Origin of the sequence: Campylobacter sp. IFREMER_LSEM_CL1890 (assembly GCF_025772045.1) — a bacterium.
Taxonomy (GTDB): domain Bacteria; phylum Campylobacterota; class Campylobacteria; order Campylobacterales; family Campylobacteraceae; genus Campylobacter_D; species Campylobacter_D lari_D.
This window is the reverse complement of record NZ_JAKMRK010000002.1, coordinates 1-24,275: the sequence shown is the minus strand read 5'-3', so window position 1 is coordinate 24,275 and position 24,275 is coordinate 1. Positions and strand designations below refer to the sequence as shown.

Here is a 24,275-nt window from a genome sequence, read left to right as displayed (position 1 = left end):
AATGTTACAAAAACAAGCCAACACTATAAGATTTTTATGTGCGGATATGGTGCAAAAAGCAAATTCAGGCCACCCAGGTGCTCCAATGGGTTTAGCAGATATTATAAGTGTTTTAAGTACTCATTTAGTGCATAATCCAAAAGATCCTACATGGTTAAACCGCGATAGATTAGTCTTTTCAGGTGGTCATGCTAGTGCTTTGCTTTATAGCTTTTTACATTTGAGCGGTTATGATGTAAGTTTAGAAGATTTAAAAAATTTCCGTCAATTACACTCTAAAACCCCAGGTCATCCTGAAGTTTTCACTCCAGGTGTTGAAATCGCCACAGGGCCTTTAGGACAAGGCATTGCAAATGCGGTTGGTTTTGCTATGGCAGCCAAAAAAGCAAGTTTGCTTTTGGGTGAGGATATTATCAATCATAAAGTATATTGTTTATGCGGTGATGGAGATTTACAAGAAGGAATTTCTTATGAGGCTTGTTCTTTAGCAGGTGTACATAACCTTGATAATTTAATCATCATTTATGATAGCAATAATATTTCAATTGAAGGTGATGTGGCCATTGCTTTTAATGAAAATGTAAAAGAGCGTTTTAGAGCGCAAAATTTTGAAGTACTTGAGATAGATGGGCATGATTTTGAGCAAATTGATTTAGCATTAAAAACTGCTAAAGAAAGCAAAAAGCCTTGTTTGATTATCGCTCATACTACTATAGCTAAAGGAGCTTTAGATCTTGAGGGAAGTCATCATTCTCACGGAGCACCTTTGGGCGAAGAGCTTATAAAAAAGGCAAAAGAGGCTTTAGGTTTTGATCCACAAAAAACTTTTGAAATCCCAGAAGAAGTTAAAATTCGCTTTAGCGGGGCAATAGAACTTGGGGATTTAGCACAAGCTAAATGGAATCAAAAAGTGCAAAATTTAAATGCAGAGAAGCAAGCATTGCTAAAAGAGCTTTTAGAGCCTGATTTTTCAAAAATACAATTTCCTGATTTTAAAGGACAAGATTTAGCTACTAGAGATAGCAATGGTGTGATTTTAAATGCTATTGCTAAAGCCTTACCGGGATTTTTAGGTGGTAGTGCAGATTTAGGTCCATCAAATAAAACTGAACTCAAAGATATGGGCGATTTTCCAAATGGAAAAAATATCCACTATGGTATAAGAGAGCATGCAATGGCTGCTATATCAAATGCTTTTGCAAGATATGGTTTGTTTTTGCCTTATTGTGCTACCTTTTTTATATTTAGTGAGTATTTAAAACCTGCTGCAAGAATAGCAGCTTTGATGAGGGCTAAACACTTTTTCATCTTTACTCACGATAGTATAGGTGTAGGTGAAGATGGTCCAACACACCAACCTATAGAGCAGCTTAGCACTTTTAGAGCTATGCCAAATTCATTGACATTTAGAGTAGCTGATGGGGTTGAAAATGTAAAAGCATGGCAGATTGCACTTAAAACTAATATGCCAAGTGTTTTTGTTTTATCGCGTCAAAAGTTAAGTGCTTTAAGCGAGCCTGTTTTTGGAGATGTTGAAAATGGGGCTTATTTATTAGAAGAAAACACAAATGCGAAATTTACACTTTTAGCAAGTGGTAGTGAAGTGTCATTATGTGTAAAAACAGCTAAGATTTTAAAAGAAAAAGGTGTGATTGCTAATGTGGTTTCTATGCCTTGTTATGAGTTATTTATTGCTCAAGAAAAATCTTATAAAGAAAGAATTTTACAAGGTAAGGTTGTAGGTGTTGAAGCTGCAAATTCAAACGAGCTTTATAGAATTTGTGATGAGCTTTATGGTATAGAAAGTTTTGGTGAGAGTGGTAAAGATAAAGATGTATTTGAGCATTTTGGATTTAGTGAGGAGAAATTAAGCTCATATATTTTAAGTCTATGTAATGAAAAATAAAATAATCAAAGATGTTAAAAATCAAGAATGCATTTTTAGCGTCTTTGGTATATGGGATAAAACAAGCGTAGGAAAATTGGAAAAATTAGATTTTCCTACTCAAAAAAATATTATTTTTGATTTTGCAAATTTAGATTTTATAGATACTGCCGGAATTAGGTATTTTCTAGCTTTAGAAAATGAATTTAAGCAAAAAGGTTTTGAGCTTAGTAGGATAAATCTTAAAAGTGAGCATGCTAAGCTTTTTGAACTTTGTCAAAAACACTACAAAAGCTTTTGTGATTCTTATGAAGATAAAAAAACAATCAAAGATTTTTTTGAAAATTTAGGAAAGAAAGTTGCAAATTCTTTTACAATTTTAGTGCAGTTTTTAAATTTCATAGGACTTATTATTTATACTTGTTTTAAAACACTTTTAAACCCTAAAAAACTTCGCTTTAAGGCATTTTTATATCATGTAGAAAATAGCGCTATTAATGCTTTACCTATTATTATGCTAACTTCATTGCTTGTGGGTGTGGTGCTTGCTTATCAAGCTGCGTATCAACTTGCACAATTTGGAGCTAATATTTATATTGTCGATTTAATGGGAATTTCTGCCACTAGAGAGCTTGCACCATTAATTAGTGCTATTGTTATTGCAGGCAGGAGTGCAAGTTCTTATACAGCTCAAATTGGAGTAATGAAACTTACTGATGAAATTGATGCGATGAAAACTATGGGTTTTAAAGAAAGTGAATTTATCATTTTACCTAGAGTTTTAGCTTTAGCGCTTGCTATGCCTTTGGTAGTAATAGTAGCTGATATTTTAAGTATTATAGGTGGAATTGTAGTTGCTTGGTTTAGTTTAGAAATTAGTGCGAGTGAGTTTATGAGTCGTTTTAAAGAAGCAGTGGAGCTAAAACATATTATCATAGGACTTATAAAAGCACCTATTTTTGGATTTTTGATTGCTTCTATTGCTTGTTTTAGAGGATTTTTTGTACAAAAAACTACCGAAAGTATAGGTGTTTATACGACAAAAAGTGTGGTAAATGCTATTTTTTGGGTAATAGCTTTTGATGCGATTTTCTCTGTATTTTTGACAAAGGCTGGATTTTGATTATAAAGGCTAAAAATATCAGCACTTATTTTGGAAGTAAATGTGTGCATGAAGATATTAGCTTTGAAGTGCAAGATAATGAAATTTTTGGTATTTTAGGTGGTAGTGGTAGCGGCAAATCTGTGCTTTTAAGACAAATGTTAATGCTTGAGCATTTTGATAAGGGTGAGTATGAAATTCTAGGCAAGAGATTAAAAAATATAAGCGATGAAGATGCTTTGTTTTTGCAAAAACAATGGGGTGTTGTTTTTCAATATGGAGCATTATTTAGCTTTTTTAATATACTTGAAAACATTAGCATACCTTTGGTTGAATACACAAAACTTAGTAAAAACGACATTAAAGAAATAGCTATGATGAAGCTTAAGATGGTAGGGCTTGATGAGAGCGTGGCAAAGCTTTATCCAAGTGAGTTAAGTGGGGGTATGAAAAAAAGAGTGGCCATAGCTAGAGCTTTGGCACTTGATTCTAAATTACTTTTTTTAGATGAGCCAACTTCTGGGCTTGATCCTTATAGCTCAAGAGAATTTGATGAGTTGCTTTTGAGTTTAAAACAAAGCTTTAAATTATGTGTAGTCTTAATTACTCATGATAAAGAGAGTATGAAAAATGTTTTAAACCGCTTTTTGATTATAGAAGAAAAAAAAGTTGGTTTTTTGGGAAATGTCGAGGCTTTGCAAGAGCAAAATCCAAGACTTTATGAGAGGTTTATGCGATAATGGAAAACAAAGCAAATTATATTTTGATTGGAATTTTTGTTTGTGTGTTATTTTTTATCAGTTTGTTTTTTATAGTGTGGTATGGAAATTTAAAAGATGAAAAATCATTTAAATATTATGAAATTTATATGGAAGAATCAGTTGCAGGACTTAGTGTAAAAGCTCCAGTTAAATTTTTAGGAGTAGATGTTGGAAGTGTTGAAAATATCAGTATAGATAGCTCAAGTAAGCAACTAAGAGTAAAAATTTTAGTTAAGCTTGATTCTAGTTTGGTTGTTAAAACAGATACTTATGCAAGTTTGCAAATTCAAGGCATAACAGGATTTAAATTTATTCAGCTTGCAGGAGGTAGTGAGGAAGCTAGTGTTTTGAGAGCAGGTGATGATGTTTATCCTATTATAAAATCAAAAGAAAGTTTTTTTGCAAGCATAGATAAGCAAACTTCAAATTTATTAGAACTAATCACAAGTTCAAAAATAAAATTAGAAAAACTCTTAAGTGATAAAAATTTAAAAAACATAGAGCAAATTTTGCAAAATTCATCAGAATTTTCTGCACATTTAAATGCTAATGTACCAGCATTCTTAGCAAATTTAAATAAAACAAGCTCTAAACTTGGCAAAAGTGCAGATGAATTTTCAAATTTTTTAAACAATGCTAATGGTCAACTTAATGAGCTTAATAAAAGTAGAATGCTCTTAAATGAAAATTTAGATATTTTAAGAGTTTTGTTTTTAGATTTTACGCAATTACTAAATATTTTAAAGCAAAATCCTTCAGATATAATTTATAAAGATAAGGCTACTCAATATGCTCCAGGAGAATAAAATGAGATATTTATATATTAGTTTAATAGCTATTTTTTTTAGTGCTTGCTCTTTGATTAATCCAAGTCAAACTTTGCCTGCAAATAAATATTTTAGTATTAATTTAGAAAAGCTAGAGCAAAGTCAAAATAAAAAAAATGCAACTATTATAGTTTCCTTACCTAAAGGCTTAGCTTATACTAATGAAATTTTTTATAAAAAAGATTATACTATCAATACCTATGCTTATCATTTTTGGAAAGAAAATCCTGCTTTAATGATAAAATCTTTTTTGGAATTTCATTTGCAAGATTTGGGGGTATTTAAAGCAGTTTTAAATCAAGATAGTCTAGCTAGTGCTGATTATGTTTTAGAAAGTAAAGTGGATATTTTAGAGCAAGATTTTAGTGATGAGTTGCATTCTAAAATAAAGTTTGGTATTAATTTAAATTTAGTGCAAATAAACACTAAAAAACTTATAGCGAGTAAGTACTTTTACTATGAAAAAGAATTAAATGATAATAATCCTCAAATTTTAATCCAAAACTATGATGAGGTTTTTTTGCTTTTTGCTAAAGATTTTAGAGTTTGGGTAGATCAAAATTTGGAATAAAAAATGCTTTTCTTGTTATAGCAATAACAAGGAAGGTGTATTATGAGAGATGAATTAGAAATCTTACAAAAACATTTAGGACAAGTAGGTTCAAGTATAGATGGTGCAAATTTAAAACATCAAACGCAAAAATTTAGTGAAGATATTACTGATGCTAATGACTTTATAGGTGCTTTGCAAATTTTAGATTCCTCATTGAAAAAAATTTCAAAACTTCTAGAAGATAAAAACTATGAAGATGTGCAAGATAAAGTTTTAATTGCTAGTGAAAGTTTGAAAATAGTAGATAATTGCTCATTTTTAGGTAATGCTTTATTTGATAATAATTATAATGTAAATGTTGGTTCAAAGGCATTTGCTTTTGAAATTTATAATCCTTTAAAAATTTTAGAAACTAGTGATTATGAAGGTATGAAAGCTTATATAGTCGATAAAAGAGAAGAAATAGCTTCTATGCTCAGTGAGCTTGCAGTGGCTATTGCTACTTATAGTCCTAGTCAAAGTTTTGGCGGATCAAGCCATGATTTTATGGGTGATTTTGATTTTACTAAGCTTTTTAAATAACACTAAAGGCTAAAAAGCCTTTAGATTTTTATTTTATAACACCACATGCCATTCTAGCACCGCCACCGCCAAGTGCTGCAGGATGATCGCTGTGATTGTCTCCTCCAAAATGTATCATTAGAGCATGATTTTTAAGCTCATCAAGAGTTTTGATTTTTGGTGCTAATACAGGGTTAGTTGCTTTACCATCTTTTTCTACATAAAGTGGTGGTAAATCCCCTTTGTGACCTTTATCATCCCATGGGCTTGAGTGAGCATCTGTTTTTTCAGGATCCCAGTGTCCACCTGCTTTCATACCTAAACCTTTATCAGTTGCTCCACAATCAGCATTTGCATGAACATGAAAGCCATGAATTCCACTTTCTAAACCTTTAAGATTTGGATAAAATGCTACCCCATAAGGAGTTTGTACTGCTACAACTTCGCCTGCATCTTTATTAGCTTTTTTATCAAGAATTTCCATTTTGATAACTAAATGATCTTTTTGTGCTTTTGGATTAAAATTTTCTAAATTTGCTCCAAATAAAAAGCTTGATGCTAGTAAAGAACCTAGAATGATTTTTTTCATTTTTTCTCCTTTTTTAATTGAAATTAATTATATTGTAACATAAATTCTTAATAAAAAATATTTTTTATTGTATTATATAAATAATCAAAAAACTTATAAAAAGGTATATATGTTAATTTTTCCAAAAGATCTTGAAAAAATCAGTCAAAATGTTTTGAAAAATACTTTTTTTTCTTTATGTTGGTATCAAAAAGATTTTTCAAATGATAAAAATCAAGAAGTTGTATTTAAAGATTATGCTTTAGTATTTATTTTAAAAGGTTCTAAAAGTATTTATACTATGGATAATCAGTTTAATGTAAAAAAAGATGAGCTTGTGTTTTTTACAAAAAATTCTTTTTCTATTAGAGATTATTTAAATGATGAAAATATATATGAATCTATTATTTTGTGTTTTAAGGAAAGTATTTTAATAGAACTTATTTTTAAATATCAAGAATTAATTTGTAAATTAGATTCTCCAAAATATGCTAAAAGTTTATTTAGTTTAAAAACTAATCTGATAACTAAAGGTATTTTCGAGTCTTTCTTACCTTGTATAAATGAATTTAATGAGAAAAATGAATATCTGCTTAGATTAAAATTTGAAGAATTATTTTTGTCTTTATTATATAGTGAAGATAATGCAGAGTTTTTAGCTTTTTTAAAAGCCATTTTAAGTGGTTTTAAATTAGAGCTTTATAAGATGTTTGCATATTGTCAAAATGACTTTGAAAGTGTAGCTTCTATGGCCAAATTTAGTAAAATGGATATAGCAAGTTTTAGTCGTAATTTTAAACAAAGTTTTGGTATTACTCCTAAAGAATGGCTTGATAATAAGCGTTTTGAAAGAGCTAAATTTTTACTTGAATTTTCTACGAAAAATATCACTCAAATTTGTTATGAACTTGGATTTAATTCTCCTGCTTGGTTTATAGCAAGATATAAAAAAAGATATGGCATTACCCCAAAACAAGAACAAAAGTCAAAAAACTTATATTTTTTATCTTAAAAATGATAGATTTTATTTTGGTTTTTTATTAGAATTTGTTAATAAAATTTAAGAAAGGTAACAATTATGAAAAAAAGTATTTTAACTTTGGCCTTATTTGCATTTTGCAGCGCAAATGCTTTAGAGGTTCAAGAATTTAAAGGTTTTGCACATCCTGAAAGTGTATATGTAGATAAAAATGCAGTTTATGTATCTAATGTAGGAAAAGAGCTAACTCCATTAAATAAAGACAATGATGGTTTTATTTCAAAATTAGATAAAGATGGAAAAATTTTGGAATTAGAATTTATAAAAGGTCTTAATGCTCCAAAAGGTATGTCTAAAATAGGTGATGTTTTATATGTGGTTGATATTGATATTTTATATGGTTTTGATATAAAAAATAAAAAAGAAATTTTCAAACTTCCTATAAAAAATGCGGTATTTTTAAATGATATTGCTGTGTTAAATAATGACACATTATTAGTTAGTGACACAGGTACAGGATACATTCACAAAGTATTTTTAAAGGATAAAAAATATGAAAACTTTATCCATTTAGATTCAAAATATGGTGGCCCAAATGGATTGTTAATAGATAAAAATACTTTATTTGTAGCAGGTTATGATCCAAGTGATAAAGCGGGTGGGAAAATCATTAGTATTGATTTAAATTCAAAGAAAATTCAAGAATTAAGCAAAAAAATAGAACAATTTGATGGCATTGTATATGATAAAAATAAAAATCTTTTAGTGTCAAGTTGGGGTAAAAATCTTCAAGGATATATTTATACTCTAAAAGATAATAAAGAAATAAAACTTGATTTGGCTTCTATAAAAGGTCCTGCAGATATGTTTTTTGATGGTGAGTATTTATGGGTGCCAAAAATGGCAGAAAATGCTTTAATTAAAGTAAAAATATAAAAACTTTTAAGCCTTTGGGCTTAAAAGTCAAATAATTCCCCAAGCCAACTTTCTTTTTTCTTGTATTTATAGCCGTTATTATGATGGTAGTTTGCTTGTTGGTTATAATTTTGTTGTTGAGGTTGTTGTGTACTTTGAGAAGAATTTCTTTCTATGATTTTATCAAGCTCACCACGATCAAGCCAAACACCACGGCATTTTGGACAATAATCAATTTCAACTCCATTTCTTTCGCTCATCAATAAGTCAGTATTTACACAAACTGGACAAGTCATTGTATTCCTTTTTTGAAAATTTCTGAAAGTATATAAGTTTTAAGTAAATTAAGGGTTTAAATTCCAATCAATAAGACTTTTACCAAGTTTTGATAAAATTTCATTACTTTTTGAAAAATGCTTGCAACCTAAAAAAGCATTTCTTGCTAAAGGCGAAGGATGTGCTGCTTCTAGGATAAAGTGTTTTTGAGGGTTGATTAAATTTTTTTTATTTTTAGCATAATTTCCCCAAAGTAAAAATATCAATCCTTCTTTTTCATTGCTAAGTTTTGATATAACCGCATCGGTAAATTTTTGCCAACCAAAATGTGCATGTGAAGCAGGTTTATTTGCTTCTACACTTAAAATAGAATTTAAAAGTAAAATTCCTTGTTTAGCCCATTTACTTAAATCACCATGTTTTGCTATAGGGATGTTTAAATCATCTTGCAATTCTTTATAGATATTAAGTAAAGATGGGGGAATTTTAACACCCATTGGCACGCTAAAGCTCAAACCCATGGCTTGATGAGGGTTGTGGTAAGGATCTTGTCCTAAAAGTATGATTTTTAAATTTTGTAAAGGGGTTAGATTAAAAGCATTAAAGATTAAATTCGCGGGTGGATATATAGTTTTTCTTTCATTTAAAGCATTGATATAATGAGTTTTTATTTCTAAAAAATAAGGCTTTAAAAACTCTTCTTTTAAAAATTCCTTCCAAACGTTATCTATTTTAATTTTTTCTAAGCAAATTTCCATTTTTATCCCTACCAAGAAAGTATAAATTCACTTCCTTTATCTTTTTTACTCAAAACTTTTATGTTGATATTGTTTTTATCGGCTATTTGTTTGACTAAATTTAAGCCTATGCCAAAACCACCTTGGTCTTGATTAAAGCGTTTGTAGCGTGTAAAAATTTGAGTAATTTCTTTAGCGCTCATACCTTGACCTTCATCTTTAATACTAAGTGTTTTTTCTTTTAAACAAATAAAGATTTTTTTATTAGTATTGGTGTATTTTATGGCATTGCTTAAAAGATTGTCAAGTAAAATTTGCATTTCTTCCTTATTTGCATAGAAATTTTGCTCTAAAAGCTCTTTTTCAATGATGAGATTTTTTTGAGAGATTAAAGTGTCAAAATATTCTAATCTTTGTTCTAAAAGCTCTTTTAAATTTATATCTTCTTTTGTACTTTCTTTTTGTAAGAAAAAATTTAAGGCTATGAGGTTTTGATAGATATGATTTAAATTTTTACTTGCTAGTTTGATATGATTTAGTTTTTTAGTGTTATTTGGATTTAAATTTGTATCATCAAATTTTTTAATACTAGCTAAAATCACGCTCAAAGGCGTGTTAATTTCATGTGTGGTATCTTTAATAAAATCATTGAGTGTTTTAAATTGTTCTTTGATATTTTTAAAAACAAGCAAGATGAGTATATAAGCAATTATAGCAAGTAGTAAAATACATATAAGTGTATAAAAAATAGTTTTTAATTTTAGTTTCCAAAGTTCATTAGCATAATCGTTAATATCTAAATTATTGTAATTATCTTTGCGGTATTGTTCTTTTTTAAAGCCAAGATCTTCTGTTTCTATAATGATATGGATATTTTTATGTCTCAAAAAATGAGAATGGTGTTTTGGCTTTCTTAAATTACTCGTATCTATATAAGTATTAAGATTTCTAATCCTTGAAAAATCTATGAATAATCTTTTGTTTTCGTTGTAAATAAAGTTGTTTTCTTTAAGCTGTGTTAATATTTTTAAAGCATCAAAAGTTAAATTACTAAAAATGATTTGATTGTTTGCAACAATAGCAAATTGAGTATTTATTTTTTTAGAAATATAAGAAAAATCATCTTTGTTTAATAAATTTTTATCGTGTCTTGCTTCGATGATATTTTGTAAAATATAATTATAGTGAGTGTATGAGTGTGTGATTTGATTTAATCGTATATAATTTGCTTCTTTTTGATAAAAAGTAATAAAAAAAATCGTTAAAAATATGCCACTTGTGATGATATAAAGGGCTAGGATTTTAAAAATGGTATTATTAAAGTTTTCACTTTTCATTTTCTAGCCTAATGGCATAGCCTATATTTCTTTGATTGATGATAAGGTCTTTACCAAGAATTTTTCTTAAATTTTTGATATACACCCTAAGGCTCATAATCACAGGCTCTTCATCTAAACTCCAAATTTCGTCAAAAATAGTTTCTATATTTACAAAATGAGGGCGTTTTTTTAAAAGTAAAGCTAGGAGTTCTTTTTCTTTATTAGTTAGGTTGATAATTTCTTCATTTTGATAAAGGGTTTTATTGATAGGATCAAAAGAAATATTTTTTGAAGAGCTAAGTAAGATTAAGTCTTCTTTTTGATGACTAAAATTTCTTTTAATGATATTTTTTACACGGATAATTAACTCATCAACATCAAAAGGCTTTTTAATATAATCATCACAACCTGATAAAAATCCTTGTTTTACATCATCAAGCATGGATAAAGAAGTTAAAAATATAGCAGGAGTGTTTTTAGCACTTTCTCTTAATTCCTTTAATACTTCAAAACCATTGCCTTTTGGAACTTTAACATCAAAAATCCAAAGATCAAAATTTTCTTCATAAGCTTTTTCTAGTGCCTCTTGTGCATCATATACACAAGAGACTTTAAAACCTTCATCGCTTAAGGCTTCATTGATGATTTCATTTAAGCTTAAATCATCTTCTAAGAGTAGAATTTTTGCTGCCATTTTATCTCATTGAGCAATTTCCATGATTTGCACCATGCCCTTGATGATTCATTTTATGGGCTTTGTGTTCATTTTTGTTATAATGATGTAAATTTAAATCTCGTATTTCTTTGCCACTCATTTCATCGGTTAGTTTTTGCATGTCTTCTTGAACGATAGCCTTTCTTTGACTTCTTTCTTGATGAGAAAGTTTAGAGATGTTTTCGCGTAAGTTACTTTTAAATTGTTGATGAAAAACTTTTGCGTCTTTGTATTTCATCTCATTCATTCTCTTTTTCATTTCTATAATTAAGTCAGCTTGATCTTGTGCTTTTACGCTTTTTGCAAGATTTAAAATTTCATCATTGCTTTTTTTGGAAAAATCAGCACTAAATGCTAAAGAGGCTGCTAAAGAACCCATAATAAATAAACCTATAATTTTTTTCATTTTTTCTCCTTTAAATTAATGATGAGAAATTATAAAAACCCAAGATAAAGCCAAAATAAAATTTATTGACAAACAAAAAGCACATTAGCTTTTAAGCTTTGCTTCTCATTTTTAATAACAGGAAGCACTACACTATCTGCACTAGCTGCTAAACTTGGAGAATTGTATTTGATATTACAACTATCAAAATGAACATTTTTTACTATGCAAGTTTTTGTTAAAGTTTTAGAATAATATTGAGCTTTTTCAAAAGCTTTTTTAAGCGCAAGATCATATAAATCTTCTTTGTTTGCTTCTAAGGTTGCTTCGTCAAATCCTGCTTGCAAGGCTTTAGTATTAAAAGAAATTAAAGTATTAGTATTGCTGATATTTTCTATATCTTTTATAAGATTTTCATAGTCTTTATTTTTATTTTGTGGGATTTGACAAGTGAAATTAGAATACAATCTATACCCATTAAGTGTTTTTACTCCTTGATAATAATTATAACTTGGCTCTAAAGTATAACTTCCACCTTTACAATAGTCTTCTTTGGCAATACGATCTGAAATTTCTTTGAAAGTTTTAGCAATATGATTTTTTTCATCACTAGAGATGATAGTTTTTTTACTAAGTTCTTCGCTCGCACTAAAATTTAAAACAGCATTAAAAACATTTGGCATGATTTCATTTGATACTTCTATATTTCTTGAAAATTCTACATTTTGTTTATTATGATTTTTTAAACCTAAAAATTCAGTATTAAAAACTACTCCTAGTACAAACAATACTAAACAAAGTAATCCTAATCCTAAACCTTTTAAAAAACTTTTCATTTTTACTCCTTTTTAAAAATATTTTTTTAATTTTAACATAAAGCTTTTAAGAATAGATTGTATAATTTTTAAAAACAAAGAAAGTTTTAATGCGAAAAATTCATGAAAGTATTTTAAAATGGTATAACGAGAATGGTAGAAAAAACCTTCCTTGGCGTATTTTGCATAAAGAATATAGAAAATATGGTAGCGAGGATGATTTAAAAAAGCTAAAAAATATTGACAATGCTTATGCTGTTTATATTAGCGAGATTATGTTACAACAAACTCAAGTAAAGAGTGTTTTGCAAAATTATTATTTTCAGTTTTTAGCTAAATTTCCTTCTTTAAAAGCGCTTTCTATGGCAAGCGAAGATGAGGTTTTAAAAGCTTGGCAAGGACTTGGGTATTATACTAGAGCTAGGAATATACATAAATGTGCAAAAATTTGTGTGCAAGAATTTAATGCAAAATTACCATTTGACATTAAAGAGCTTCAAAAACTTCCTGGTATTGGAGAATATACAGCTGGTGCTATAGCTTGTTTTGGTTTTTTACAAGCTAAAGCTTTTGTGGATGCAAATATTAAAAGAGTTTTGAGTAGATTTTATAGTTTGCAAAATCCAAACTCTAAACTTTTAACGCAAAAAGCAAAAGAGTTTTTAAACTATGATAATGCATTTGATCATAATCAAGCTTTGTTGGATATAGGGGCTTTGATTTGTTTACCTAAAAATGCAAAATGCAAGCTTTGCCCCATAGAGAGTTTTTGTAGTGGAAAAAATGAATATGAAAAATTTCATGTATCTAAAAAAACTCAATATGAAAATATTATTTTAAATATACTCATAGTGCAAAAAAATGAGCAGTTTTTGCTTATCAAAAGCAAAGAAAAGCTATATTTTAATATGTATAATTTTTTAGAATACAATAAAGAAAAAAATGCAAAATTCATAGGTGAATTTAAACACTCTTACACCAAATATAAAATTAATGCCAAGGTGTATTTTTTAAAAGATGATGATTTTGAAGATTTCAAAGCAAAAACATTTTCTTATAAAGAATTAGAACATCTTGCACTTTCAAAACTTGCCCTAAAGGCGTTTGAACTTTTTAAAAAGAGTGATTATGCATTTTGAGAAAATTTATATAGAATTAAGTGATATTTGTGGATTAAAATGTGATTTTTGTCCTAGTCAAAAAGCGCAAAGAAAACAAATGAGCCTTGAAAATTTTGAAAAAATTTGCAAAAGTGTGCATAGTCATGCCAAGCTTTTTACTTTTCATGTGCTTGGAGATCCTTTAAGGATTTTAAATTTAAAAGAGTATTTAAAAATAGCCTTTAAATTTAATATGCAAATAGAACTTACTACAAGTGGGTTTTATTTTGATGATGAGAAAATAAAACTTGTTTTAGATTCTAAAAACATACGACAAATCAATATTTCTTTGGGTGCTTTTTTATCTCAAAGTAGAATGAGTTTAAAAGAATACTTTGAGCCTGTTTTAAAACTTATTTTTTTGCACTTGGAAAATAAAAACAATTCTTTTATCAATTTAAGACTTTGGAATTTAGATAAAAATTTCAACCCACCTTTAGAAAATGAGAAAATTTATGATTTTTTAGAGCAAAATTTTAAAGTAAAAATTCAAAAGCAAAAAGTTAAAAATCGCCTAGAAAGGCATGTTATATTACACCAAGCTAAGCTTTTTAAATGGCCTTCTTTGAAAGATGAGGTTATTAGGGAGAATGGGTATTGTCATGCTTTAAATGGACAAATTGCTATTTTAAGCGATGGAACTTTAGTGCCTTGTTGTTTGGATACTAAAGGGGATATAAAACTTGGAAATTGTTTTGAAAAAGATTTTAGCGAGCTTTTAAATTCGTCTTTATATATAGAATTAAAAGAAGGCTTTAAGCAAGGAATTTTAAAAGCTGATCTTTGCAAAAGATGTGAGTTTTTGCAATTTAAAAACTGATTTTCCTTGCTCGGACAATTATAATTTCAGGAAATTCTTCATCTAAAAAAGGTTCTTCAAAAAATCCATCTATAATAAAACCATTTTTAAAACAAGTGTTGAAAATTTCTTCTAAAGAACGGTGGTAGTAGTGATGTTTTACAGGTTGTTTTTCAAATGCATACCCAAGATAATTATGCGGACTAAGATATTTTTTAGTTAATGTTACAAAACAAGGATGTTGAGTAGCAAAAACAAAAATTCCATTTTCTTTTAGTAGAAAATAAAGACTTTTAAATAAGGGCTGGATATTTTCCATATCCATGATAGCCATATTTGAAACAGCTTTGCTAAAGGTGTGTTTTTTAGCTAAATTTTGCAAAGTCAATTCATCGTTAGCGTCTATGATTTGAAAGTGAATTTTATGTAGAAAATTTTTCCATCTTTGTTTTGCTAATTTTATCATTTGATCACTATAATCAAAAGCATAAACATTTATGTTGTATTTTTTGCACATATAAGCGGAAAAATTTCCATTTCCACAAGCAATATCTAGAATATAATCATCATCTTGTATGTTTAGCAATTCTTCAACTTTAGGACGCACAACTTTTTTATGAAATTCATTAGAATCATCTCCCATTTGTACATCCCAAAATTTTGCATTAATATCCCATGCTTTTTGCATTTTAAAAACCTAAATTAACTCCACCTTCATTGTTGATTTGATAGTTTGCGTCTAAACCTTGCTCTATTTCTTCTTCTTGATTGTCTTTAGAATGTTTAAAAATATCTTCGGTAATTTTTGTAGCTATACCTCTAAGGGCTTTTTGTTTGCTTGATTTGCTTGTAGAACTCATTTTAAATTCTAAGGTATTGGAAGCTTTGATTTGAGTTGTAGCAAATTCTATCAAACGATAATCAATGTTAATATTATAAGTTTGAGTGTTAATTTCATTTTGTGTTTGTGTTATTTTAGGGTTTAAAATAAGTAAAAAATCAGCCCCTAAAACATTATAAAGCTTAACAAGTTCATCATCGCTTGCATTTTTTATAAGTAAAGATTTTTCTTGATTATAAAGATCAAGATTTGCTCTATCTAAAATTCTAAATTTTTTACTTTGGAGCAAAACGCTTAAAAGCTCTTGTTCAAATTTAGCCGAAAGTTCATCTTTAACTTTATTGATGATAATTAGCGAACTTTTATCTTCAAGATTTTTTTCACTATAAAGTTTTTTGTAAATCACAACTTTTGCATGGAATTCATTTTGATTTGTTTGAGTTAAAGATTTAATATCATAGCTATTAAAAACTCCATTGCTAACTAAGTCTATTTCTTCATCATAACCTATATTGAAATTTCCATTAAAACTAAATTCGAATTTTTTAAGCTTAACTTGTTTTAAGCCCTCCATTTTCCCAAGAGCTTCATTGATGGCATTTTTTATTGCTTCACTTCTTGTATTTCCAAAACCCTCACCATAACTTTCTTTGTTTAAAGCGCTTTGTGCTTGACAAAAACAAACAAGAGCGAAAAAAAGAATTAGTAGTTTTTTTACCATGTTACACTCTTGCTTTTACCTGTTTTATCAATAGTTTTTTCATCTTCCCAAAAAGCTAAACCACTAGTTAAATCTGTAAGAATTAAATGGAAAAAATATTCAGTTTGGATTTTGCCATTATAAAGTTTAACAGTATCTTGTCTGATTTTACCAGAAAGTGAGAAATTTGGGGCCAAAAGTGTGCCTTTTTTAGCTATGGAATTTTGATTAAATTCTTCATTGTCTCTTAAATCTCTTACATCATGAGATAAACTATCTTTTGCTCCACCTGCTGCTACAGCGGTTGTTAGTATAAATTTACCAGATTTTCTTAATGCTATGGTAATTTTCGAAGTGAGTTTATCTGTGTCTATTCTTTGCGGGGTGTCATTGATGATTTTTCCTATAGCAATAACTTTTCTATTAGAGCTATTTAAATTTGCAAAAGCAGGATCACTAAGCAAGCTTTGTATCATATCTTCAGCAGTTTTTTCAAAATCTTCTCTATCAAGTCCTAAAGTAAGTGCGTTTCCTTGAACTTTTTGCGAAGCTTTACCATCAGTATATTTTGGTTGTGAAGAACAAGCGCTGAAAATCAAAAGCGCAAAAACCATAAAAAATAAACTTTTTTTCATTTTATCTCCTTATTTTTCTTTAATTTTGTAAATAATATTTGAATTTGGCGCAAAAGATCTTATAAGCACAATATAATTTTTATCTTTTTCCAGCTCATCTTCAAAGATTATTTTTTCTTTATCATTATAAATTTTAACTAAACCTTCATTTTTTAGCATTAAAATACTAGCACTTTTTGGTAAAGCTTGCCACATTCTAAGATCTGCTTTATTGATTAAAGCAGTGCTAACAGTGCTAATAAATGATAAAAATCCACTAGAATCATTATTAGCTATGGCTAAATTAATTGAAGTTTTAAGAGCGCTTGAGGCTAGGGTTTTCATCACCATAGAGGGTAAAAGAGTTTTAAATTCACTTGCTATAATATCATCAAAATAAATTAAATTTTGTGTTTTTTCATCTTGACTTTGCAAGAATTTATAAGAAGCATTTCTTGATTTTAAATAAGCAAAAGCTACACTAATATTTGCAAGATTATCATTAAAAACAAATGGCAGGGTAAGATCAAATTCTTCTTTTGTAGCGCTAAAACCATCTTCATAAATGATAAAAATATATTTTTGTTGAGGGAAGGATGTTTTTAAATGAGTGAATTTTTCAAATACTTGAAATTGTTTTTGAAGTTGTTTGTTTTTTACATCGCTTAATGCTACTTCTTTTAAAAGATCATAAGCTTTAATATAGTCTTTATCAAAAAAGAAAAATAAAGCACTAAGATAACTAGCATAGATATTAGTATAATTTTTATTTGCGTTAAATGTGCTAAGAAGATTATCATATTGTTTATAGATAGGGTTTAAATTTTGCTGAAAACTCGCATATGTTTTTTTATCTTTTTGAAGCTCTTTTTGGTATTCTTCTTGAGCTTTTTGTATATAATCATAAAAATATTCTTTCATTCTATCTTGTCTGTATAAAGCTCTATTAAACTCTACTCTTGCATTTTTAAAATCTCCCAAGCTCATATAATTTAAACCTTTGTAGGTATTTAGCATAATCCTTTCATAAAAATAACCTTGATAATCATTGATGGTGTCATTAAGTAAAATTTCGCTAAAATTTCTTGTGGCTTTTTGAAGCCCGTTTTGTAAATCTACATCATATTTGTAAGCCTCTTCTGCTTTATCAAAAAAAGCATTACTTTTTTCATAATCTTTACAAACTCTTGCTAAAGAGGCTAAATTTAACCCTGTGTATATAGTGTCTTTGTCTGCATTTTTTAAAGTTAAAGTATTTTCATCACATTGTTTGTTTATAAAGGCTTTTTCATAAGATAAATTAACATTAGCATGATTTGAACAAGCACTTAAAAAAAGTAAAATAAAAAGATAAAAACAAGAGTAAAAAAGCTTCATAAAATCCCTTTTTTAGTATAAATTTAAAAAAATAAGTTATAATTTTCATTTTTAGAGAGGTGTCCGAGTGGTCGAAGGAGCACGCCTGGAACGCGTGTGTGGGGTAACTCACCGAGGGTTCGAATCCCTTCCTCTCTGCCACTATGCACTTTTATTATACTGACTTCCTATGTAATCTTGTGATGAATTTTGTGTGTATGATTTTATGGCTTTAGAATTTGGATTTGCTTTTTTATCGTCTTCGTCTTTATTTTTATCGTTTTGAGCTTTTGATTCTTCTGCTTTTATTTTAGCTTGCTCGGTGCGCGCATCATTTTGCATTTGCATAGCATTAGCTGCTACTTTATAATCTTGGGGGCTAGGATCAGCTGGTGCCATAGCTGCAGCAATTACTTGCATAGCATTGGCTATAGTTTCTTCAGGAGTATTGCCTTTTTGCATTCTTATAGGCACTTCTCCTTCAACTGCATACATTTTATTATCAGGACCTCTTGTATAGCCAAAACTTGCAGCTCCTGCTAAGGCTCCACCTGCTGCTTGGTGGGCTGCTTCATGAGCCCTTACTTCTCTGTCGATTTTTTCAAGCTCTCGTACCTGTTTTACTTCTTCACTACTTAAGTCTTTACCATTAACTTTTTGAGTTTTTTCATCTTTTTCTTGATCGTTTTTATTTTCTTTTGTTTGCTGTGGGTTTTCTTTTTCAGAAATATTTTCTTTTGTTTGTTCTTTGTCTTTGTTTTGATAAGGATTTTGCGTATAAAAGGCACCGCCATAACTTGAGCTAATTTGCATTAAAATCCTTTTTAAATATAATTTCATATTTTTAGCACAAAAAAGTTAAAAAATATATAAAATTTATAAAATAAGTATTTTATAAAATGTTAAGCAAAATAAAGTATAATTTTAACTTCTTTTTATGTCAGGGTAGCTCAGCTGGCTAGAGCGCTGGTCTCATAAGCCGGAGGTCGGGAGTTCAAGTCTCCCCCTTGACACCACTTAAAATATCTTTTTAATGTTATATTTATTTTTTATATTTTCTAAATTAGCTTTCAAGAATGCTTATAAGTATAGTTTTTTGATTATATTTAATTTATTGTAATGCCCTTATTTTACAAGGACATTAAAAATTTAGTGACCTAGGATATGGATTGGGTTTGTGTAGCCGTGCACTAGAGTTTCTTTTCTAGATTTATCATATTGATAGTGCAAAGTAAAAGTAGCATTTAAAATCTTCAATAATCATATTGATTAAGTTCTTCTTGAGTGCCAAGTAGCATTAATATATCGTTTAAATAAGCGGTATTTTCTAGATTTGGCATAATGCTCCAAGTATCATGTTGTTTGTGTGCAATGACTTTTAAATTTTGTCCAATGGATTGCAAAGTTTTCCCCGCTAAATTCTCATCGATTAAAAGTTTTGCTACCTTTATGGTGTTGGCTGAAAGATCTATGATTTCAAAATTTGGATTAGTGATAAGAATTTTAGCCAAACGCTTTGCAGATTCTTTTTCAGGATAGATGACTTTATTAACCCCAAGTTTTGAAAGAATTTGTCCATGTGTAGAAGAATTTGCTTTAGCTATGATATTTTTTACCCCTATTTCTTTTAAGGCCATGAAGGTAAGTATGCTTGATTCTAGATTTTCACCTATACTAAGTATGACAACATCAGCATTTGAATAGCCCGCTTCTTTCAAAGCTATGGTGTGAGTAGAATCTAAGATATAAGCAAAATCCGCATGATCTTGCAACTCTTTAACAGCTTCTTCATCAATATCTGAAACAATAACTCTTTTGCCTTGGTCAATAAGTTCTTTTGCTAAAACAGAGCCAAATCTTCCAAGTCCTATAATACCATAAGTTTCTTTTTTCATAGTATGATTTTTCCTTTTGGATAATTTAAATATTTTTCTTTTTCTTTAAAAAATATACTAAATAAAAACGCAAGCACACCCACTCTACCGCTAAGCATTAGTAAAATAACAATAAGTTTGCTTTCGGAGCTAAAAAGCGCACTAAGTGATAAGGTCCCACCATCGCCAACTGAAACACCTACTGTGGCAAATGCTGAACTTGTTTCAAAAAGCAAAGGTAAAAAACTTTTATCATCTTCAATCAAAGATAAAAGCAACACGCAGGTAATAATATAAACAATTGAACTTACTGCTATAATGAAAGCTTTATTAATAGTTTCGCTTGGAATTTCAAAGTTAAAAATTCTTGCATTACTATCTTTGATACTCCAATATGCATAAATTAATAGTACCGCAATAGTAGTTACTTTAATGCCTCCTGCAGTTCCACCTGGTGCACCACCTACAATCATAAACAAAGATCCAAAAAATAAGCTTGCATCCTTAAAGGTGCTAAGATCAAGAGTATTAAATCCTGCAGTTCGGTAATTTACCGCTGTAAAATATGCACTCATAATTTTATCAAAAAGAGAAAATTCTCCTATGCTTTTTGGGTTGTGATATTCAAATAAAAACACAATCAAACTTGCAAAAATGATTAGTATAATAGTGGAAATTAAAACAAGCTTTGTATGCAGACTTAGACTAGCAAAGCGTTTTTTTGAAAAAAAGTATAATTCTAGCAATACAAAATAGCCCAAACCGCCAATAATAATTAAAGAGGTAATGATAAAGTTAATCCAAAAATCATCTCTATAAGGCATTAAACCACTTTCAAATATGCTAAAACCTGCATTATTAAAAGCAGAAATGGAGTGAAAAATACTAGCCCATAGAGCATCAGTTAAATTCATATCTAATTTAAATCTTAAAAATAATAAAACAGCACCAACAATTTCAATAGCAAATACAAAAAATAAAACCTTTTTCAAAAATCCTACAAGCCCATCAGCACCAGGATAAATTAAGGATTCTCTTAAAAGATTTTTTTCTCCAAAACTCATCTTTTTTCGTACTAAAATATATAAAGCCATGGCTATACTCATATAGCCTAAACCACCTATTTGGATAAGTAGTAAAATAACAAGCTGTCCATAAAAACTAAAATCTAATGAAGTATTTAGCACAATGAGTCCTGTCATACTTACAGCTGAAGCACTAGTAAAAAATGCATCTAAAAAAGATATTGGTTTAGTGTGCATAATGGGTAGCATAAGGATGAAAGTGCCAAAAAGAGCTATAAGTATATAACCTATAAATAAGATTCTTATATTATTTCTATCTAAAGATAATTTTGCCATTTTATTTCTTTAAAAATTAAAAAAATATTCTACTTAAAATTAGTTAATAAGTAAAAGAAGAAAACTTTCCGCTAAAAGCGGAAAGCAAGAGCATTAAAGCATTCCTACTGCTAAAAATCCTAATGAAACAGCAATAGCAATAGCTAATACACCCGGGATAAAGAATGCGTGATTAAATATGAATTTTCCAATTCTTGTTGTACCTGTATCATCCATTTGAACTGCACCCAATAAAGTAGGATAGGTTGGAAGTACAAAAAGTGCTGAAACAGCAGCAAAACAAGCAACTAGCATATAAGAATCTGCAGGATTTGTAGCTGAAATTCCTAATGCAGCAACGATAACTGGAACAATAGCTTTTGCAGTAGCTGCTTGAGAGTATAAAAGCATACTAGCAAAGAAGAAAGCAACTGCAAGCATAGCAGGAGTTTGTTTAACCCATTCACCCGCTACTTCTTTAATACCTGCTTCATGGCCTGCAACGAAAGTATTTCCAAGCCAAGCAACACCAAATACACATACACAAGCTGTCATACCTGATTTAAATACACTTGTATCTAAAATTTTTGCAGGTTCAACTTTACATAAGAATGTAATTAAAGTTGCAGCAGTTAATAAAAAGCTCATAATTGCAGCATCTCTTGGGATAACTACAGGATCAATCCATTTAATATTATTAGAAATTGCAGTAGCATAAAGAACAACTGCTAATACCGTAAATAAAAATATAGCAACTGAAAGTTTTGCACCCGGTTTATCTTCACTATGTAAAACATCTGAAGCACTTTTTACAAGACCAGCTTTTAAGCGTTCTTGATATACAGGGTCTTTGCTAAGATCCATTGGAGTAATTAAACTTACAATAAAAGCTGTAATCATACAAGCAGCAAAAGTAGTTACAATCCAAATTCCAATTAATGCAGGATAGTTCCAGCCAAGTGGCTCTAATACACCAGTCATATAAACAACAGCAGCACTAACTGGAGAAGCTGTAATACCAATTTGTGAAGCAACAACCATTAATGAAAGTGGAGCTGATGGCTTAATATTTTGAGATTTTGCAACATCAATAACAACAGGCATTAATGAAAATACTGCATTACCAGTACCTGCTAAAATAGTAAGTAACCAACCGCAAGCTGGTGCAAGATAATTAATGAATTTTGGGTGTTTACGCAAAATTCTTTCAGTAACTTTTACCATGTAGTCTAAGCCACCTGCTTGTTGCATTGCAGAAATCGCAGCAATAGCAGCAGCGATGATTAAAATAACATCCCAAGGAATATTACCTGGCTTCATGCCTAAAACAAGACCTAAAATAACAACACCCAAACCTCCGGCATAGCCTATTGCTATGCCGCCAAGGCGGATACCTATGAATATTGCCCCAAGGAAGACAACAAGTTGTAAAATAATCATAATATCCATGATTAAACTCCTAAGTTATTAAGCTTTTCTTTTTTCTGTCATATGAGGATTTAACATATTTTCTGGTGTTAAAATCTCATCAATTTTTTCTTTTGGTAAATAGCCTTTTTCAAGACAAATATCACCTACCGCTTTTCCAGTTTCTAGAGCTTCTTTTGCAATACTTGCAGATTTTTCATAACCTAAAATAGGATTAAATGCAGTCACGATTCCGATTGAATTTAATACAAGTTTTTTGCAGTTTTCAGGATTTGCTTTTAATCCTTTAATAGCTTTTTCAGCTAAAGTTTTCATTGCATTTTCAAGCAATACGATCGAGTTAAATAACCCATAAGCAATGCCTGGCTCAAAAGCATTAAGCTCAAATTCACCTCTTTCAGAGCAAAGCATAATAGTAACATCATTACCTATAACTTCATAGCAAGCTTCCCCAACTGCTTCACAAATTACAGGGTTTACTTTACCTGGCATAATAGAACTACCCGGTTGCATAGCAGGCAAACTAATTTCAGCTAGACCGCATCTTGGACCTGAATTCATCAACCTTAAATCATTTGCGATTTTAGATAATCTTACAGCTGCAGTTTTTAATGCGCCACTTACATGTACAAAATCAGCTGTATCTTGAGTAGCTGCAATGAAGTCTTCAGCAGGTTTAAAATCAACACCAGTGATTTCTTTTAATTTTTTCTCAACCACAAATTTATAATCAGGGTGGCAATTAATTCCTGTTCCAATAGCTGTAGCACCTAAATTTAAATAGCTCATTGACTCACGAGCTGCTGTGATCTTTTCAATATCACTTTTAATATAGCTAGCAAAAGCATTGAAAGTGTTTCCTAAGGTTGTAGGAACCGCATCTTCAAGTTCTGTTCTACCCATTTTGATGATATCTTTGTATTCTTTAGCTTTAGCTTCTAATTCAGCTTTTAAGCCTTCCATAGCTTTTAAAAGATCACTAAGTTTTGCATAGGTTGCTACTTTGATTGAGCTTGGATAGGTATCGTTTGTAGATTGACCTAAATTTGTATGATCATTTGGGTGAAGGTATTGATATTCCCCTTTTTTATGACCCATACTTTCAAGAGCAATATTTGTGATAACTTCGTTAGTGTTCATATTTGTGCTAGTACCAGCACCACCTTGGATCATATCCACAACAAATTGATCTAAAAATTCACCAGCAATCAATCTATCGCAAGCTTTAGCAATAGCATCAGCTTTATCTGCATCAAGAACTCCAACTTCTTTGTTAGCTAGAGCAGCTGCTTTTTTAACTTGAGCAAAAGCTTTTACAAAATAAGGATAATCTTGTAGTCTTCTACCACTCATATTGAAGTTTTCTAGTGCTCTAAAAGTTTGCACTCCATAATAAACTTCATCAGAAATTTCTAACTCACCAATAAAGTCGTGTTCTTTTCTTGTTCCCATGATGTACTCCTTGTGGGTTTTATTTAAGTTTCATTTATGAACTTAATAGGTATTATATAACAATTTTTTATAAAAGTTTCATAAAATTTTCCAATTTTTTCTAATTTTAATAAAAATATATAAAATAATATAAAGTATTGATATTCATTTTCTAAATAGTGGATATTTTATGAATAATTTTATTTATAATGATATTAATTATATTTATTTTTTGTATATTTTTTTGAAGTATTTGTTGAAGTTATGATTGTAATGGGTATCATTTTTTAGATAATTTGATTATAAGCTATCATCTTAACACTTAAAATCTTAT

Annotated in this window: 26 protein-coding genes and 2 tRNA genes; 12 read left to right on the top strand and 16 right to left on the bottom strand. The window is 29.4% G+C overall.

Features of this window, described 5'->3' with window-relative positions; all coding sequences use genetic code 11:
• The first annotated feature begins 1 nt into the window (after window position 1).
• Genes tkt through L8W57_RS01165 form a run of 6 tightly spaced genes read left to right on the top strand, consistent with a single transcriptional unit; the run spans window position 2 to window position 5,710 of the window.
• Window positions 2–1,906 carry a transketolase gene (gene tkt, locus L8W57_RS01190; protein WP_263661851.1) on the top strand — a complete coding sequence of 635 codons (1,905 nt, stop codon included), beginning with the start codon at window positions 2–4 and terminating at the stop codon, window positions 1,904–1,906.
• A 1-nt stretch (window position 1,907) separates the two neighbouring features.
• Window positions 1,908–3,008 (top strand): MlaE family lipid ABC transporter permease subunit, encoded by a 1,101-nt coding sequence (locus tag L8W57_RS01185; protein ID WP_393921358.1) that lies wholly within the window; start codon window positions 1,908–1,910, stop codon window positions 3,006–3,008.
• Window positions 3,005–3,727 (top strand): ABC transporter ATP-binding protein, encoded by a 723-nt coding sequence (locus tag L8W57_RS01180; RefSeq protein WP_263661850.1) that lies wholly within the window; start codon window positions 3,005–3,007, stop codon window positions 3,725–3,727. The genes L8W57_RS01185 and L8W57_RS01180 overlap by 4 nt, the downstream gene beginning before the upstream one ends.
• Window positions 3,727–4,554 (top strand): MlaD family protein, encoded by an 828-nt coding sequence (locus tag L8W57_RS01175; protein ID WP_133319166.1) that lies wholly within the window; start codon window positions 3,727–3,729, stop codon window positions 4,552–4,554. Before L8W57_RS01180 ends, L8W57_RS01175 begins: the two co-directional genes overlap by 1 nt.
• Window position 4,555: 1 nt before the next feature.
• Entirely contained in the window at window positions 4,556–5,146 is a 591-nt protein-coding gene (locus L8W57_RS01170) for a hypothetical protein (RefSeq protein WP_133319167.1), read from the top strand.
• 42 nt (window positions 5,147–5,188) lie between these two features.
• Window positions 5,189–5,710 carry a flagellar FLiS export co-chaperone gene (locus L8W57_RS01165; protein ID WP_133319168.1) on the top strand — a complete coding sequence of 174 codons (522 nt, stop codon included), beginning with the start codon at window positions 5,189–5,191 and terminating at the stop codon, window positions 5,708–5,710.
• A gap of 28 nt (window positions 5,711–5,738) precedes the next feature.
• Here the strand turns inward: L8W57_RS01165 and L8W57_RS01160 are convergent, their stop codons facing one another.
• Window positions 5,739–6,278, bottom strand: coding sequence for a superoxide dismutase family protein (locus L8W57_RS01160; RefSeq protein ID WP_133319169.1), 540 nt, complete (start codon window positions 6,276–6,278; stop codon window positions 5,739–5,741).
• A 109-nt stretch (window positions 6,279–6,387) separates the two neighbouring features.
• Here L8W57_RS01160 and L8W57_RS01155 point away from each other — a divergent pair, with 109 nt between their 5' ends.
• Together L8W57_RS01155 and L8W57_RS01150 are read left to right on the top strand one after the other, a co-directional pair.
• Window positions 6,388–7,269 (top strand): helix-turn-helix domain-containing protein, encoded by an 882-nt coding sequence (locus L8W57_RS01155; protein WP_133319170.1) that lies wholly within the window; start codon window positions 6,388–6,390, stop codon window positions 7,267–7,269.
• 66 nt (window positions 7,270–7,335) lie between these two features.
• Window positions 7,336–8,172 (top strand): ATP-binding protein, encoded by an 837-nt coding sequence (locus tag L8W57_RS01150; protein WP_263659153.1) that lies wholly within the window; start codon window positions 7,336–7,338, stop codon window positions 8,170–8,172.
• A gap of 20 nt (window positions 8,173–8,192) precedes the next feature.
• On the opposite strand, the gene L8W57_RS01145 is transcribed toward L8W57_RS01150, so the two are convergent.
• The 6 genes from L8W57_RS01145 to L8W57_RS01120 all read right to left on the bottom strand — a co-directional run bounded on the left by L8W57_RS01145 (window position 8,193) and on the right by L8W57_RS01120 (window position 12,419).
• The gene (locus tag L8W57_RS01145; RefSeq protein WP_133319172.1) at window positions 8,193–8,447 is read right to left on the bottom strand and encodes a zf-TFIIB domain-containing protein; all 255 of its coding nucleotides are present in this window, start codon (window positions 8,445–8,447) and stop codon (window positions 8,193–8,195) included.
• Window positions 8,448–8,495: 48 nt separating this feature from the next.
• A complete protein-coding gene (gene ung, locus L8W57_RS01140) occupies window positions 8,496–9,185 on the bottom strand; it encodes a uracil-DNA glycosylase (protein WP_263661849.1) in 690 nt (229 codons plus the stop codon).
• A gap of 8 nt (window positions 9,186–9,193) precedes the next feature.
• Complete coding sequence (locus L8W57_RS01135; protein WP_263661848.1) at window positions 9,194–10,501, bottom strand: sensor histidine kinase; 1,308 nt, start codon at window positions 10,499–10,501, stop codon at window positions 9,194–9,196.
• On the bottom strand, window positions 10,491–11,177 hold the full coding sequence (locus L8W57_RS01130) for a response regulator transcription factor (protein WP_263661454.1): 687 nt from the start codon (window positions 11,175–11,177) through the stop codon (window positions 10,491–10,493). The genes L8W57_RS01135 and L8W57_RS01130 overlap by 11 nt, the downstream gene beginning before the upstream one ends.
• Window position 11,178: 1 nt before the next feature.
• A complete protein-coding gene (locus tag L8W57_RS01125) occupies window positions 11,179–11,604 on the bottom strand; it encodes a DUF1104 domain-containing protein (protein WP_263661847.1) in 426 nt (141 codons plus the stop codon).
• 62 nt (window positions 11,605–11,666) lie between these two features.
• Entirely contained in the window at window positions 11,667–12,419 is a 753-nt protein-coding gene (locus tag L8W57_RS01120; protein WP_263660360.1) for an SIMPL domain-containing protein, read from the bottom strand.
• A gap of 89 nt (window positions 12,420–12,508) precedes the next feature.
• On the opposite strand from L8W57_RS01120, the gene mutY reads away from it, so the two are divergent.
• Entirely contained in the window at window positions 12,509–13,537 is a 1,029-nt protein-coding gene (mutY, locus tag L8W57_RS01115) for an A/G-specific adenine glycosylase (RefSeq protein WP_263661846.1), read from the top strand.
• Complete coding sequence (locus tag L8W57_RS01110; RefSeq protein ID WP_263661845.1) at window positions 13,527–14,378, top strand: radical SAM/SPASM domain-containing protein; 852 nt, start codon at window positions 13,527–13,529, stop codon at window positions 14,376–14,378. The genes mutY and L8W57_RS01110 overlap by 11 nt, the downstream gene beginning before the upstream one ends.
• Here the strand turns inward: L8W57_RS01110 and L8W57_RS01105 are convergent.
• From L8W57_RS01105 to L8W57_RS01090, 4 genes are read right to left on the bottom strand one after another with little or no spacing between them, the layout of a single operon-like run.
• Window positions 14,368–15,045: a class I SAM-dependent methyltransferase gene (locus L8W57_RS01105; protein ID WP_263661844.1), complete on the bottom strand. Its 678-nt coding sequence runs from the start codon at window positions 15,043–15,045 to the stop codon at window positions 14,368–14,370. The genes L8W57_RS01110 and L8W57_RS01105 overlap by 11 nt on opposite strands.
• A 1-nt stretch (window position 15,046) precedes the next feature.
• The gene (locus L8W57_RS01100; RefSeq protein WP_263661843.1) at window positions 15,047–15,919 is read right to left on the bottom strand and encodes a CsgG/HfaB family protein; all 873 of its coding nucleotides are present in this window, start codon (window positions 15,917–15,919) and stop codon (window positions 15,047–15,049) included.
• Window positions 15,913–16,533 (bottom strand): penicillin-binding protein activator LpoB, encoded by a 621-nt coding sequence (lpoB, locus tag L8W57_RS01095; RefSeq protein WP_133319180.1) that lies wholly within the window; start codon window positions 16,531–16,533, stop codon window positions 15,913–15,915. Before lpoB ends, L8W57_RS01100 begins: the two co-directional genes overlap by 7 nt.
• 9 nt (window positions 16,534–16,542) lie before the next feature.
• Entirely contained in the window at window positions 16,543–17,889 is a 1,347-nt protein-coding gene (locus tag L8W57_RS01090; protein WP_263661842.1) for a hypothetical protein, read from the bottom strand.
• A 53-nt stretch (window positions 17,890–17,942) separates the two neighbouring features.
• On the opposite strand from L8W57_RS01090, the gene L8W57_RS01085 reads away from it, so the two are divergent.
• A tRNA-Ser gene (locus tag L8W57_RS01085) sits at window positions 17,943–18,030 on the top strand.
• On the opposite strand, the gene L8W57_RS01080 is transcribed toward L8W57_RS01085, so the two are convergent.
• Window positions 18,031–18,681: a putative metalloprotease CJM1_0395 family protein gene (locus L8W57_RS01080; protein WP_220567041.1), complete on the bottom strand. Its 651-nt coding sequence runs from the start codon at window positions 18,679–18,681 to the stop codon at window positions 18,031–18,033. It lies immediately after the preceding tRNA gene.
• Window positions 18,682–18,807: 126 nt separating this feature from the next.
• On the opposite strand from L8W57_RS01080, the gene L8W57_RS01075 reads away from it, so the two are divergent.
• Window positions 18,808–18,884, top strand: a tRNA-Met gene (locus tag L8W57_RS01075).
• A gap of 237 nt (window positions 18,885–19,121) precedes the next feature.
• On the opposite strand, the gene L8W57_RS01070 is transcribed toward L8W57_RS01075, so the two are convergent.
• From L8W57_RS01070 to L8W57_RS01055, 4 genes are all read right to left on the bottom strand, one after another.
• Window positions 19,122–19,763 (bottom strand): potassium channel family protein, encoded by a 642-nt coding sequence (locus L8W57_RS01070; RefSeq protein ID WP_133319183.1) that lies wholly within the window; start codon window positions 19,761–19,763, stop codon window positions 19,122–19,124.
• Window positions 19,760–21,103 (bottom strand): TrkH family potassium uptake protein, encoded by a 1,344-nt coding sequence (locus L8W57_RS01065; RefSeq protein ID WP_133319184.1) that lies wholly within the window; start codon window positions 21,101–21,103, stop codon window positions 19,760–19,762. The genes L8W57_RS01070 and L8W57_RS01065 overlap by 4 nt, the downstream gene beginning before the upstream one ends.
• Before the next feature lie 93 nt (window positions 21,104–21,196).
• The gene (locus L8W57_RS01060; protein WP_133319185.1) at window positions 21,197–22,531 is read right to left on the bottom strand and encodes an anaerobic C4-dicarboxylate transporter; all 1,335 of its coding nucleotides are present in this window, start codon (window positions 22,529–22,531) and stop codon (window positions 21,197–21,199) included.
• Window positions 22,532–22,549: 18 nt separating this feature from the next.
• Window positions 22,550–23,962, bottom strand: coding sequence for an aspartate ammonia-lyase (locus tag L8W57_RS01055; RefSeq protein WP_220567042.1), 1,413 nt, complete (start codon window positions 23,960–23,962; stop codon window positions 22,550–22,552).
• Between the last annotated feature and the right edge of the window lie 313 nt (window positions 23,963–24,275).